We start from the raw sequence: 12,104 nt of genomic DNA on the forward strand, positions 1-12,104 counted from the left end.
TTCAAAACTAAAACGTGATGGTTGTATTTAATTTATTCTCTAAAATTCAAATAATCTTTTCTCCGTTAAGCCCAAATTCAAGTATAAATAATTAAAACCCGAATAGGCCCATTTGTTACATGTCCACTATTCGGGTTACTCTTCCAATGTATTGTTTAAATGTGGTTAAAGTTATGTTGCATATACGAAATCTCCATCATCTTCATCTTGGATCTCACCAACAATTTCTGATAATATATCCTCCATTGTAACTAGACCCACGATAACTCCTTTACCATCTGTTACAATGGCCATGTGCTTACGCGTTTGTTGCATTTTTAAGAATACCTCTTTAATAACTGTTGAATTTTTAAATCTTGGGATGTCATGGATGAAGAATGTCACGTCATTAGAACGTCCAGCAGCGATATCCGTTAACATTTCCTTTGTGTTAATAAATCCAATTACGTCATTCTTCTTTTTTAAAACGTCAATGACTGGATAGCGTGTATATTCGAACTCTTCAATGACCGCCACCATTTGCTCAAGCGTTTGCTGTTTTTCTAGCATAATCACCTCTGACCGGGGAATCATAATATCCTTTAACTGACGAGTATCAAATGCAAATATATTTTCCAGGTAAGCAAGTTCGGTTTGGTTGATTTCTCCACCTGCAAAGCTTTGTGTAACAATCATTTTCAATTCTTCTTCAGAATACACTTCGTCATGTCCCGCAGGCTTTACACCAAATATTTTTAATAACGAACGAGCGGAACCATTTAAAGCTGAGATAAACGGCTTAGAAACTTTCCCGAACCAATAAAGAGGTGGTGCTAAAAGAAGTGTCATTTTATCAGCATATTGAATTGCTAATGTTTTTGGCATTAATTCACCAAGAACTACGTGTAAAAATGTAACAACCGATAACGCTATGGCATAGGAAAGTGCGGTTGAAAGAGCTTCACCTAAATTTAAATATTCAAATACTGGTGCTAACATTTTTTCAACGGTTGGTTCTCCAAGTGCTCCCAATATTAGAGCTGTCACTGTTATACCTAGCTGACACGCTGATAAATAGTAATCTAAATCTTGTGTAACTTTCTTGGCGACGACTGCTTTTTTATTTCCCTCCGAGATAAGCTGATCAATTCGTGACATACGCACTTTTAAAATCGCGAATTCTGCCCCTACGAAAAACGCTGTCAATAAAATAAATAATGTGATTAAGGCTAAGTTTAAAATAATTATACCGTCCAATTAACTCCCTTATGGAAAGGGATTCACCTCCATTAATAATTAATCGTAATTATTGTTTAAAATAATTTTGTTTGAAGATCACTTCTTTAATATGGTAGTTTTCTACTTCACCAATAACCCATAGATGATCACCGTGCTGTATTTCCATTCCTTCTTTAACTTCGGATGTGTTTTTAAAACCTTCATTTAGTGCCCAACCACCAATTGTATCGATATCTTCACTATCCTCGAAATCAATACCAAAGCGATCCTCTAATTCTTCTAATAATGTTCGGTTGTTAATTGTATACTCGTTTTCGCCCGTCTTACGAATTTCATCCACTTCATCCGCATCAAATTCATCACGAATTTCTCCAACGAGCTCTTCTAGTATATCTTCCAACGTTAAAATACCAGCGGTACCACCATATTCATCGACAGCTACCGCAATATGTACACGCTCCTCCTGCATTTTTAATAATGCATTTTGAATCGGTGTTTGCTCAAACACAAATGGAATCGTGCGAACAAAATCACTCAAATCAGCAGGACGATTCGTTACTATGCGACTAAGTAACTTATTTGCATTTACAAAGCCAATAATTTTATCTTTATCGTTTTCCTCAACGACTGGATAACGAGTGTAATTATGCTCATCTAAAATCGATACTATTTCTGTAGTATTCATATCCCTATCAATAGCAACGAACTCTGGGCGAGGAACCATAATGTCTTTGACAACTCGCTCATCAAAGGCGAATACATTCTCCATATATTCCAATTCCTGCTTATCAATTTCCCCACCTTGGAAACTTTGAGACATGATTATTTTAAGCTCTTCTTCTGAATAGGCTTGATCTTCGCTAGCTGCTTTTACCCCTACAGCACGTAATAGAAATCGTGAAGTACCATTTAATGCTCTAATAAACGGATACATTACTTTACCGAAATAATATAGACTTGGTGCCAACATTAATGTGACTTTCTCCGAAAATTGAATCGCTAATGTTTTTGGTGCCATTTCCCCAATAACGACATGTAAGTAACTTACAATCGCAAGTGAAATACCATAAGATAAAATATTCATTACAGTTTCAGGGGTATTGAGCCATTCAAAAATAGGATACATTAAATGCTTAACGTAAGGCTTTGTAAAAGCCCCTAACCCAATAGCTGTGATTGTAATACCTAACTGACACGCTGATAAGTAATAATCAAGGTCACTTACAACTTTCTTTGCAATCTCAGCTTTCTTATTACCTTCTTCGATTAACTGATCAATTCTGGATTTGCGGATTTTGACTACTGCAAATTCAGCTGCTACGAAAAATGCTGTCAAACCTAAAAAAATGATTAATAAAATGATATTTAATATACTCGAGTCCAATATGTTCCCTCATTTCGAGGGATTCACCTCCGTTATTTTTAATACTCTCTTGTTATATGACTCTTAAAAAATCTTATCTAGTATATTATAACGAAAACCATCACGTTATGGTTTCAAAAAAACAAATTTTTTTCATCTTTCTCAATTTTCTAGCCGAATTACTTCATTTTAATCAGTATTTAGGCTTTTCCGTACAAATAACATAGACACCCACCTGTAATTGCACAGGTGGGTGATATAAGTTAAATATTTATCCAAAGTCCATGACTAGACTTTTACTAGTTTGTATTTCCAGACGATGTTGGTCGAGGTGCTTCTTCTTCAGCAAATGTAGAAGTTCCAAAACTAAATAAGACCGTTAAAGTTACTAAGCTTAGAATGAGTAATTTTTTCATTTTATAAATCCTCCCACTTTGTAATAGATTTTTTTCTAAACAATATTTCATTCGCCTTTTGATAATAAAGGTTCGCTGCTTTAAATCTGCTATTCCTATAGTAGTAGTCCGCTAAAAGAATAGAGTACTTTTGAACATGTCGATCGTCATGGACTTTTTCAAAATAATTAATACCTTTTTTAACAATAGCTTCAAATTCCTCCGAATTATTATGAAGAGCCTGGTATATGTGAAGATGGTGTATGTAAGATTTAATATTGCTTCTTTGCTGAATGCTAGCCTCGTCCATTTTATTGAAACCCGCTTCACACCAGCTAAGGACCCTTTGATGGTCGTTTTGCTTGGAATATTCTTTGACAATGGAAAGTGTGGTTATCATATAACCTTCCACCTGCTGAGGACCTTCCTTATACGATAGACTAAGTGTATAGTACTCAATTGCCTTTTCATGATTTTCTTGGATAGCCTGGAGAGATCCTAAATTTTGATAAAGCATGCCTTTGTATTGAGTTAGCTTATAATCCATAGCCAGCTTTTTTGCTAAGTTATAGTTTTTTTCTGCTTCTTGATAATTTTTCATATTTTTATAGGCCATGCCAGTAACTATATAGCTATCAATTGCCCGTTCAAAGAGTAGATTATCCTTGTAATATTTAAGTGATTTACTAGAATGGTTAATGGCATTAAAGTACTCGTTACATTTAAAGTAGCTTAAGCTTATAACATTATGAAAATCGGCGAGTTCCCATTCTTCAAAAGAGCTATAGTTTACCAGCTTCAGAGCATCCTCGAGCTTTTCTAGTGCAGTACAATATTCTGCGATTAAATAGTTATATATTCCAAGATTTAAATTTAGAAGAAACCTTTGTTTGTCATCAAAATCGGCTTCCATTTTTATTAGGACTTGGTAAATCGGATAGATTTGAAGGACTTCCTCATTAATAATCAACATCAATCGAAACATGTATAAATTGTAACTGTAAAAATTTTTTAAATTGGTAAAATTAATCTTCCGCGATGTATATTGCTGCAGGCGTTCCCTGACCATTTCTTGATCTCTACTTAAAATAGCACTTTTATATAGTGCATATAAGTCTTCAATAACTTTGTTTTCTTCTTCCAGTGGTATTTCTTCTAGCATCAAGTTCAATCGTTTTAACAATGGCTGTGCTACATCTTCGCTAGGTATCGTTGAATTACTTTCTATCTTGCTTAAATAGGAAGTTGAACAAATCCCTTTGGCCAAAACCGTTTGTTTAATATTCCGATTTAACCTTTCCTGCTTAATTATGAGACCAATACTACCACCCATCGGAAGTCACCTCCTTGCAATGTAGTATAGGTTATAATTCTCTTTCCATTGCTGAATTCCTTTTTTTATTTTTTCGACTTTTTTCTACATCCCTATAAATAAAGAAGAAAAACATAGCGAAAATCAATATTTTGTACAATAATTCACTTAAAAAAAGAAATTCTTATTATAGCGCCTTAAATAATAATACTTTTTTCTTTTTATTTCACAACAAATATTAGTATATTTCTTATCCAAATTTTAGTAATATTTAGGATATACAATTATAAATTTTACTTTTATTTCAAAAACATTTCAAGGGAGTTGTAAAAAATAATAAAAAAATCCCTTTATATGAGAACAACAAGTCACTCGTTGCTAAAGTCCCTTTTTCCTTAGCGCCAGCCAAGTATTACATTCTATTTTCAAGGGGGGAATGTTAAAAATGGTTACTGGTAATAAAAAGATTATAGAAGAGTTTCTCAGCTACCCTGACAATCAAAAGATGCTTGAAGAATATCAATACACCAATAGCCAAGAGATTAAAAACAAATTAGATAGAGAGTTTAAAAGATTTTACCAAAATATCCGTATCTTAACCTATGTGATTAAGGTATTACATTTTGAAAGTAAACGATTTGATCAAAAGGAGCGTCTTCACAGAAGGAGGAATATTTTATCACTAGATGGTGATGAAAAAATATCAGTTATTTATCATGAAAGATTTTTTACAGACTTTATTGGATTCTCAGATGACATATCAGACCACATCTCGTCTGATAAATTATTTTTTAGTATAAGAAAGCTTTCAGAACGACAGAAGAAAATATTATCACTCGTCTTTGTAAAACAAATGACCGACCGGGAAATTGCACATTATTTTGGCATTTCACAACAAGCGGTTTCAAAATCAAGACGAAATATAATCGAAAACATTCGAAAGGAGCTTACGTATGATTGAAGCTAGCAATATTGTTCAGTTGCTTGGCAACTTCGGCTTTCCAATTGTAGTCTCCATTTATTTACTTCACCGTTTTGAAAATAAGCTGGAGGCACTAGAAAATTCACTGCACAATCTATCCAATACTGTCGTTCATAACCTAGAAAAGAAAAAAGGGGGGAAATAAAATGGACGAAGCTGAAATTTTGAAGCTTCTTAAACAGCTAGAGCCTAAAATGGAAAGTGTTTTATATCAAACAAGCTTTGAATACAGAGAAGACCTGGAGCAGGACTTAATAGAAAAGATACTAAAAATTATCAATAACAAGGTTACGCAAGAGGTGCCGGGATTCTTTGAGATGAATAGGAGATGAGATTATATTTTTAACTTTCCACAACTTTTACTCATTGACCTTTAACACCCTTCCTTGCAAGTATGGGTGTTAAAGGATTTTAAGCTTCTTCATAAAACCGCATATGTTGCTTGTCCTCTTTATAATACTTCAAACGATCCTCTAATGTACCGGTATGATACTCGAATTTATGCCCATCTGGATCTGTAAAATAAATGGACTGCTTATCTCTTTCCTCTCTCTTTCGCGAAGGAAGGATTGTCACGTTTAATATTTCTAGTCTTTTACAAATATCCTGGAAGTCCTTTTCGTCTACGGTAAATGCAATATGCGTATAGGAATATTTTATATCATTTCTAGGTATATGTGGCTCTTCATTTAAAGCTAACCATATTCCATTTACGTCAAAATAAGCGGTGCTATTTCCAACTACTAATAGTTTTGCATTCAACACCTCTTTATAAAACTGTATGGACCTTTGAAGATTAGAAACAGAAAATAATAAATGGTTAATGCCCTTAATATCCATGTAGTACCTCTTCTTCTGATATTCTTTTAACATCCCTCAATTTTCTACCTTCAAATGACAACTGATAAATATCAGGCATCTGGAGCTGATCCCAGAAAGCTAAATTATATTTGACATCAAAATAATTCATGATTAAAACCATTATATTACCATGAGTTCCAATCACCACGTTTTTATCCTGCCATTCATCTAATACCTGCAATAAGGACGTTACACCTCTATCCTGTGCAACTAGATTTGATTCCCCTCCCTCCCATGAAAAAGCTGGTTCTTCCCATACCTTTGCTATTGCTTCATCAAAATTCGGAACCGGATGTTCTGATAATGTTCTTTCTCTAAAGCCTTCTACTAGCTCGATCGTCAAATTAAATTGCTGTGCCACTTTTTCTACAGTTTGTATAGCCCTTTTATAAGGACTAGATATAACATGGTCAATATCATGGTGCATTAACAAATTCGCAACAAGATTGGCATCATTTAAACCTCTAAGAGATAATGGTCCCCCTACCTCGTCTGTTGAATAGGTTGAATGTGCGTGTCTTACAAAATAGATGTTAGTCATTAGAGACCCCTTCCTCCTCAAGTTATAAATAATGATTTTCGCTCTCGGTCGGTCCTTTTACGCGGTATTGGCGAAAACCATCAACCCAGACTACGAACGTGTTGGATAATTCATCTGTCTCACCCAGCACCTTTAGTTGCTGCAATCAATATAAACATTAAATAAATCATGTTACATATAAGCTGCTATTCATTGGCTGAAATAACTTAAAGAAACGTTATTTAGCTTTCTCACTCCTAATCTTTCCGACAAGCCTCATAAAATAGAGGAGGAAAAACAATGCTAGTAATAAATTCGGTAAAAAGAGAAGTGCTGGTGGAAGAAATTTCATTGAAAGAAAAGTAATCACAATAGGGATAATCACTAACCATATCCAGACTCTTGAACGCTTATTTGAATAGCTTATATTAGATTTCATTCATTTCCTCCTCCTTGTGAATTTTAATTTTATAGACTTGTTACCTACAATTGGAGACTTTCTATTTATCTAAAAAACTTCTATGTATGAATCTAACCTATTAATTATCTATATTTCTTTTCTGTTTTCCCATTAATTCATATTTCGACATAATAGTTTACTTTTCCTCTGCATAGGAAATATATTTAAAAGTATAGTAACATTGGAAGTTCTTTCATTAGGTCGCTATTTTATTTATTGATATGATGAATGAGTAATTATCCATAGAAAAGGAGTTGGTTTTTTATGTCTAATAAAGTGGAGATTGGTAGTACTGGGTTATTTGTAAATCCAATAGGTCTGGGCACTAATGCTGTTGGAGGACACAATATTTTCCCTAATTTAAAGGACGAAACAGGTAAAGAAATTGTTCGCGCAGCCCTACAAAATGACATTAACTTTATCGACACCGCGTATATGTACGGGCCTGAAAAATCAGAAATTCTAATTGGTGAGGTACTTAAAGAGACAGGACAAAGAACTAATGTTGTTCTTGCTACAAAAGGTGGACAAAAGTACATGAATGACAAAATGGAAGTAGACAATTCACCAAAATTTCTAAGAGAAACGGTTGAAAACAGCTTAAGACGCCTACAAACAGATTATATTGATTTATTTTATATACACTTTCCAGATGAACAAACACCGAAATATGAGGCGGTTGGAGAACTTCATAGATTAAAAGAGGAAGGAAAAATCCGGTCTATCGGGGTATCCAACTTTTCAATGGATCAGTTAAGAGAAGGAAACAAAGATGGTTATATCGAAGTCATCCAATCTGGCTATAATCTTTTTAAACGAGATGCAGAAGAAGACTTAATCCCTTACTCTCTAGAAAATAATATCTCCTTTATACCTTATTTCCCTTTAGCTTCTGGCTTATTGACAGGAAAATTTTCTCCTAATAGTACATTTGAAGATGGACGAGCAAAGAACCCATTGTTCCAAGGAGAAGCGTTCATTCAGAATTTAAATAAAGTGGATGAATTGAAGGCAATTGCCAACAATAAGCATGTGGCGGTTTCTAATCTCGTGTTAGCCTGGTATTTAAAACAAGAGTCAATTGATGTTGTAATTCCTGGTGCTAAAAAGCCAGAGCAAGTACTAGAGAATATTAAGACTCTAGAAATTAAACTTTCTAAAGATGAAATAAACGAAATCTCTAAAATCTTTCACTGATCTATTTTTATCATTTTAAGCGCATAGACTTGCATAGCAATATATAGAGAGAGGATGTCAGGCTATGGACCAATTTATTAAAACAAAAGAACAATTCGAGCTAATTTCTAAGATAAACGATTTAAAACCAGTTTTTAGACATAGAGAGCCGGAGCTCGATCAACTCGGCTCCTTCCCTTTTGCCGATTTCCAAGATTTAAAGAATATAGATTATCCTACTTTAACTTTACCAAAGGAGTACGGAGGGCAAGGCTTAGGATTGTATGAATACATACTAGCACAGGAAGCTATTTCTGAGGGTAGTGGTGCTACAGGACTATCCATTGGATGGCATAACGGGATTGTTTTGGAATATGCAGAAAACAACCATTGGGAGCAGGATGCTGCTGACTGGCTCTTAAAGGAAATAGCAAATGGTGCAATCATTAATAGTGCAGCCACTGAAAATAACGCAGGTAGCCCTACACGAGGTGCGCTACCGCGAACAACAGTTATCAGGGATGGCAAGGATTTAGTGATTAATGGGGAGAAAACTTTTACCTCTGCTTCTCCTGTACTCAATTATATTTTAGTTACATGCACAAATGAAATCGGCATTGTCGAAATGATAGTAGTACCTAAGGATAGTCCGGGTGTTTCTATTCTTGAAACATGGGATATGCTTTCCATGAGAGGAACTGCAAGTCATACTCTAGTTTTAGAAAATGTTAGAGTTTCCGAAAATCATATCCTGAAAACCTTACCTGCTACCAAGACAGAAGCAAAGGGATGGATGCTTCATATTCCAGCCTGCTACTTAGGGATTGCTGCTGCAGCTAGGAATTATGCAGTTAACTTTGCAGCTTCTTATATCCCCACCTCTTTAGGAAAGCCAATCGCTGAGACTCCAAATATTAAGCAGATAATAGGAGAAATGGAACTAGAGTTATCCATCGCAAGACATATGCTCTATGGGACGGTGGAAAGATATGAGCAAGCAGAAGATAAGACGACCCTTCAAGAGTCACTGGATATTACTAAAATAGCCGTCACGAATGGTGCTATTAAAATAGTCGATTTGGCTATGAAAATAGTTGGCTCAAGAGCCCTATCTCAATCTAATCCGATGCATCGCTACTACCTTAATGTAAGAGCAGGATTATACAACCCTCCAATGGAAGATATGATAAAGTCAAAATTAGCAAGTGCAACTATTGATGCAGCTAAGAAAGACAAAAATTAAAACGAAGCGAATGGAAAGCAGTCCATTCGCTTCGTTTTAATTTTGTTTAAGAATTTATAAACTTCGAAACCTGTGGATAAATTGATGTCTAGCTCCATCGCCTTACCCCTCGGGGTCAAATGGTTAAAAGCTCCGGTGGCTGAGGAACTGCCTCCTCGCTTTTCTCCATTTGCCTGTCGGGGCAGACATAGGCGATTGCGCTTTTCTTGATTGGCTAGCTCCATCGCCTTGCCCCTCGGGGTCAAATGGTCAAAAGCTCCGGTGGCTGAAGAGCTGCCTCCTCGCTTTTCTCCATTTGCCTGTCGGGGCAGACATAGGCGATTGCGCTTTTCTTGTTACGTCCCAAGGGTTAAAAGGAGGTAAGATGCTGCGTATAAAAAAGTTACAAGATATGTAATGATATACATCATTACTTCAAACCTGCTAAGCTTTCTGTCCCTCTTCGTCTTTTTAAGCAGACGAATATATGCATATCCACATAGCCACAGCAATAGGATCGTTGCCTCGTTTACACTTTCTATTAAGTTAACCAACAGATTTTCTCCTTACCTATCATATTTAATTCATTTTTATAAGTAGAGTTTTTGTAGAAATCCAAGAACAATAGCTTTTTAATGCTGAAGTAGAATTGACTTACAATCTTAATGGAATTTTTCCATGGGGGGTAAACGATAAAACATTAATACAAATTTAAAGAAACTCACTAACCGAAACAATTTCAAATAGTCCACTTTCTTTTAAAAATTGAGCTACCAAATGGACATGAGCTGCTCCTATTATCAAAAGTACACGATCATTCGAAGAGGAGATTTCAGCGAGGTTTGCAAACAAAATAAGATTTCGTTGGTACCACCATCTCATCCAATCAATCCCCACATAGTCGATCCCCCGACCTATACGAGCAATATGCATATACATTTCATGTTGCTTTATTATGTATTTCTCTTCGTTTAGACTTCTAATTAGCTCATCTATCCTTTTTTCATCTAGTGGGAGTATGAGCTTAGAACGATAAGTATCTATTAATTGAAAAACCTCTGTTTGTTCTTTTTCTGCCCAATTCATAACTTCTCCGATTGAGCGATTTCCAACGTTCTCCATCCAATCTATCGCATATACCTCTTTGTGTTTTAACTCCGCTGCCGCTCGAAAACCAAACTGATGTATTTCATCTATTGCTAGCTCTAGTACATTATTTAAATATTGATGATACTCTTCGTTTAATAAGTGATTTTTTTCTTTTTCAACTTCTAATGCAATTTTGTTAGGATGGAATTCTTTTATAGCATCTACAACTTTTCTTATCTCCTCTTGCCTTTTAGTCGATCGTAAGTTATCCGTGTCTACACTGTATAAATCAGAAGTATTTCCCATATGAAATGTCCCTAATATCATGATTTTGGTCATTTTTAATTATCATCCTCTCCCAATACGATTAAATTAATTTCATTAACACCTCGCAGAGTTAACATAATTTTCTATTATTTTCCCATATAAAGGGATAAAGGTAAATAGATATATTATTAGTTGAGGCCTTTCTAAGAAAACGATAAATAAAAAAACAGAGCAAATTCTATGCGAATTGCTCTGCTATTCTAGAGGATTTTATCTTCATTTTGAACGATTTAAAATGACACTTAGAGCTTAATATTATTCGGTTCGTGTCATGTTTTTGGCGTAAAAAATTTCATCCATTTCTGTTTTAAGCTTTTTGGTGATAGAGATTTTCTCTTCATTGGATAGCTCGTCTTCCTTGTAACCAAAGAGGTAGTTATTCAAATCAAATTGTTTCAGCTTACATTTGGTATGAAAAATATTTTCCTGATAAACATTCACATCAATCATATGGTAATATTCCTGCAAGGCATTCGGAATATAATTTTGAATGGAATTAATATCGTGGTCAATGAATAATTTATGACCCTTCACGTCTCTCGTGAATCCCCTCACTCGGTAATCCATGACCATTACATCGGTTTCGAAGGAATGTATTAGATAGTTTAGAGCTTTTAAGGGCGATATTTCTCCGCAAGTCGAAATGTCTATGTCTGCTCGAAACGTACTAATCCCTTCATCTGGATGATATTCAGGATACGTATGAACGGTAATATGACTTTTGTCTAGATGACCAAGAACGACCTCTGGTATAGGCCCAGGGGATTGCTTAAATGATTCTATCGGTGTTTGATCCACGGGTCCTTCTGACACTAAAATAGTCACACTTGCACCCTGGGGCTCGTAGTCCTGTTGCGCTATGTTTAAAATATTCGCTTCTATAATTTCGGACACTTTTGTTAATATATTGGTTAGACGCTCAGCGTTATATTGCTCATCAATGTATTCAATATATTTTTCCCTTTCTTCCTTCGTCCTTGTATAACAAATATCATACATATTAAAGCTTAGTGTTTTCGTCAGATTATTAAAACCATGTAACTCGATTCTTTGTTTTGGTGTCAAACTCATAGACATAACCCCACTTCCAATAATTGAAAATCATACTTTTATAGATATGTGTATCAGCAAAATACAATGTCTCTTCAATTTTGTCTTCCCTAATATTTGAATAAATAA

The 12,104-nt window shown here is 34.9% G+C and carries 14 protein-coding genes; 5 read left to right on the forward strand and 9 right to left on the reverse strand.

Annotated elements, in window-relative coordinates:
* Nucleotides 1–171: 171 nt before the first annotated feature.
* The 3 genes from M3627_RS04945 to M3627_RS04955 form a co-directional block, all read right to left on the reverse strand.
* On the reverse strand, nucleotides 172–1,236 hold the full coding sequence (locus M3627_RS04945; protein ID WP_251553173.1) for a hemolysin family protein: 1,065 nt from the start codon (nucleotides 1,234–1,236) through the stop codon (nucleotides 172–174).
* A 49-nt stretch (nucleotides 1,237–1,285) separates the two neighbouring features.
* Entirely contained in the window at nucleotides 1,286–2,602 is a 1,317-nt protein-coding gene (locus M3627_RS04950; protein ID WP_251553174.1) for a hemolysin family protein, read from the reverse strand.
* 396 nt (nucleotides 2,603–2,998) lie between these two features.
* Nucleotides 2,999–4,309, reverse strand: a complete 1,311-nt coding sequence (locus M3627_RS04955; RefSeq protein WP_169361337.1) for a helix-turn-helix domain-containing protein — start codon at nucleotides 4,307–4,309, stop codon at nucleotides 2,999–3,001.
* Nucleotides 4,310–4,733: 424 nt separating this feature from the next.
* On the opposite strand from M3627_RS04955, the gene M3627_RS04960 reads away from it, so the two are divergent.
* Genes M3627_RS04960 through M3627_RS04970 form a run of 3 tightly spaced genes read left to right on the forward strand, consistent with a single transcriptional unit; the run spans nucleotide 4,734 to nucleotide 5,602 of the window.
* Nucleotides 4,734–5,249: a sigma factor-like helix-turn-helix DNA-binding protein gene (locus M3627_RS04960; RefSeq protein ID WP_169361336.1), complete on the forward strand. Its 516-nt coding sequence runs from the start codon at nucleotides 4,734–4,736 to the stop codon at nucleotides 5,247–5,249.
* Entirely contained in the window at nucleotides 5,242–5,415 is a 174-nt protein-coding gene (locus tag M3627_RS04965) for a YvrJ family protein (RefSeq protein WP_169361335.1), read from the forward strand. The genes M3627_RS04960 and M3627_RS04965 overlap by 8 nt, the downstream gene beginning before the upstream one ends.
* Nucleotide 5,416: 1 nt before the next feature.
* Nucleotides 5,417–5,602 (forward strand): hypothetical protein, encoded by a 186-nt coding sequence (locus tag M3627_RS04970; protein WP_169361334.1) that lies wholly within the window; start codon nucleotides 5,417–5,419, stop codon nucleotides 5,600–5,602.
* A gap of 79 nt (nucleotides 5,603–5,681) precedes the next feature.
* Here M3627_RS04970 and fosB read toward each other — a convergent pair whose 3' ends face one another.
* Both fosB and M3627_RS04980 read right to left on the reverse strand, forming a co-directional pair.
* Nucleotides 5,682–6,110 carry a metallothiol transferase FosB gene (fosB, locus tag M3627_RS04975; protein WP_169361333.1) on the reverse strand — a complete coding sequence of 143 codons (429 nt, stop codon included), beginning with the start codon at nucleotides 6,108–6,110 and terminating at the stop codon, nucleotides 5,682–5,684.
* On the reverse strand, nucleotides 6,100–6,672 hold the full coding sequence (locus tag M3627_RS04980) for a histidine phosphatase family protein (RefSeq protein ID WP_251553175.1): 573 nt from the start codon (nucleotides 6,670–6,672) through the stop codon (nucleotides 6,100–6,102). The genes fosB and M3627_RS04980 overlap by 11 nt, the downstream gene beginning before the upstream one ends.
* Before the next feature lie 703 nt (nucleotides 6,673–7,375).
* On the opposite strand from M3627_RS04980, the gene M3627_RS04985 reads away from it, so the two are divergent.
* Together M3627_RS04985 and M3627_RS04990 are read left to right on the forward strand one after the other, a co-directional pair.
* A complete protein-coding gene (locus M3627_RS04985) occupies nucleotides 7,376–8,308 on the forward strand; it encodes an aldo/keto reductase (RefSeq protein WP_251553176.1) in 933 nt (310 codons plus the stop codon).
* 64 nt (nucleotides 8,309–8,372) lie between these two features.
* Nucleotides 8,373–9,530 carry an acyl-CoA dehydrogenase family protein gene (locus tag M3627_RS04990; protein ID WP_251553177.1) on the forward strand — a complete coding sequence of 386 codons (1,158 nt, stop codon included), beginning with the start codon at nucleotides 8,373–8,375 and terminating at the stop codon, nucleotides 9,528–9,530.
* On the opposite strand, the gene M3627_RS04995 is transcribed toward M3627_RS04990, so the two are convergent.
* From M3627_RS04995 to speD, 4 genes are all read right to left on the reverse strand, one after another.
* Entirely contained in the window at nucleotides 9,527–9,754 is a 228-nt protein-coding gene (locus M3627_RS04995; protein ID WP_251553178.1) for a hypothetical protein, read from the reverse strand. The two genes, M3627_RS04990 and M3627_RS04995, sit on opposite strands and share 4 nt — an antisense overlap.
* Nucleotides 9,755–9,865: 111 nt before the next feature.
* Entirely contained in the window at nucleotides 9,866–10,063 is a 198-nt protein-coding gene (locus M3627_RS05000; RefSeq protein WP_251553179.1) for a hypothetical protein, read from the reverse strand.
* A 157-nt stretch (nucleotides 10,064–10,220) separates the two neighbouring features.
* Nucleotides 10,221–10,937 carry a DUF5694 domain-containing protein gene (locus tag M3627_RS05005; RefSeq protein ID WP_251553181.1) on the reverse strand — a complete coding sequence of 239 codons (717 nt, stop codon included), beginning with the start codon at nucleotides 10,935–10,937 and terminating at the stop codon, nucleotides 10,221–10,223.
* Between the two features lie 243 nt (nucleotides 10,938–11,180).
* Nucleotides 11,181–11,996: an adenosylmethionine decarboxylase gene (speD, locus tag M3627_RS05010; RefSeq protein ID WP_169361418.1), complete on the reverse strand. Its 816-nt coding sequence runs from the start codon at nucleotides 11,994–11,996 to the stop codon at nucleotides 11,181–11,183.
* Nucleotides 11,997–12,104 lie beyond the last annotated feature (108 nt).

Origin of the sequence: Psychrobacillus sp. MER TA 171 (genome assembly GCF_023713305.1) — a bacterium.
Lineage (GTDB): Bacteria > Bacillota > Bacilli > Bacillales_A > Planococcaceae > Psychrobacillus.

Bases quoted from the DNA above. Each gene is read 5' to 3' on its own strand.
- M3627_RS04985 (WP_251553176.1), top strand. From the start codon at position 7,376: ATGTCTAATAAAGTGGAGATTGGTAGTACTGGGTTATTTGTAAATCCA.
- speD (WP_169361418.1), bottom strand. From the start codon at position 11,996: ATGAGTTTGACACCAAAACAAAGAATCGAGTTACATGGTTTTAATAAT.
- M3627_RS04990 (WP_251553177.1), top strand. From the start codon at position 8,373: ATGGACCAATTTATTAAAACAAAAGAACAATTCGAGCTAATTTCTAAG.
- M3627_RS04965 (WP_169361335.1), top strand. From the start codon at position 5,242: ATGATTGAAGCTAGCAATATTGTTCAGTTGCTTGGCAACTTCGGCTTT.
- M3627_RS04970 (WP_169361334.1), top strand. From the start codon at position 5,417: ATGGACGAAGCTGAAATTTTGAAGCTTCTTAAACAGCTAGAGCCTAAA.
- M3627_RS04995 (WP_251553178.1), bottom strand. From the start codon at position 9,754: ATGGAGCTAGCCAATCAAGAAAAGCGCAATCGCCTATGTCTGCCCCGA.
- fosB (WP_169361333.1), bottom strand. From the start codon at position 6,110: ATGGATATTAAGGGCATTAACCATTTATTATTTTCTGTTTCTAATCTT.
- M3627_RS04960 (WP_169361336.1), top strand. From the start codon at position 4,734: ATGGTTACTGGTAATAAAAAGATTATAGAAGAGTTTCTCAGCTACCCT.
- M3627_RS04955 (WP_169361337.1), bottom strand. From the start codon at position 4,309: ATGGGTGGTAGTATTGGTCTCATAATTAAGCAGGAAAGGTTAAATCGG.
- M3627_RS04980 (WP_251553175.1), bottom strand. From the start codon at position 6,672: ATGACTAACATCTATTTTGTAAGACACGCACATTCAACCTATTCAACA.
- M3627_RS05005 (WP_251553181.1), bottom strand. From the start codon at position 10,937: ATGACCAAAATCATGATATTAGGGACATTTCATATGGGAAATACTTCT.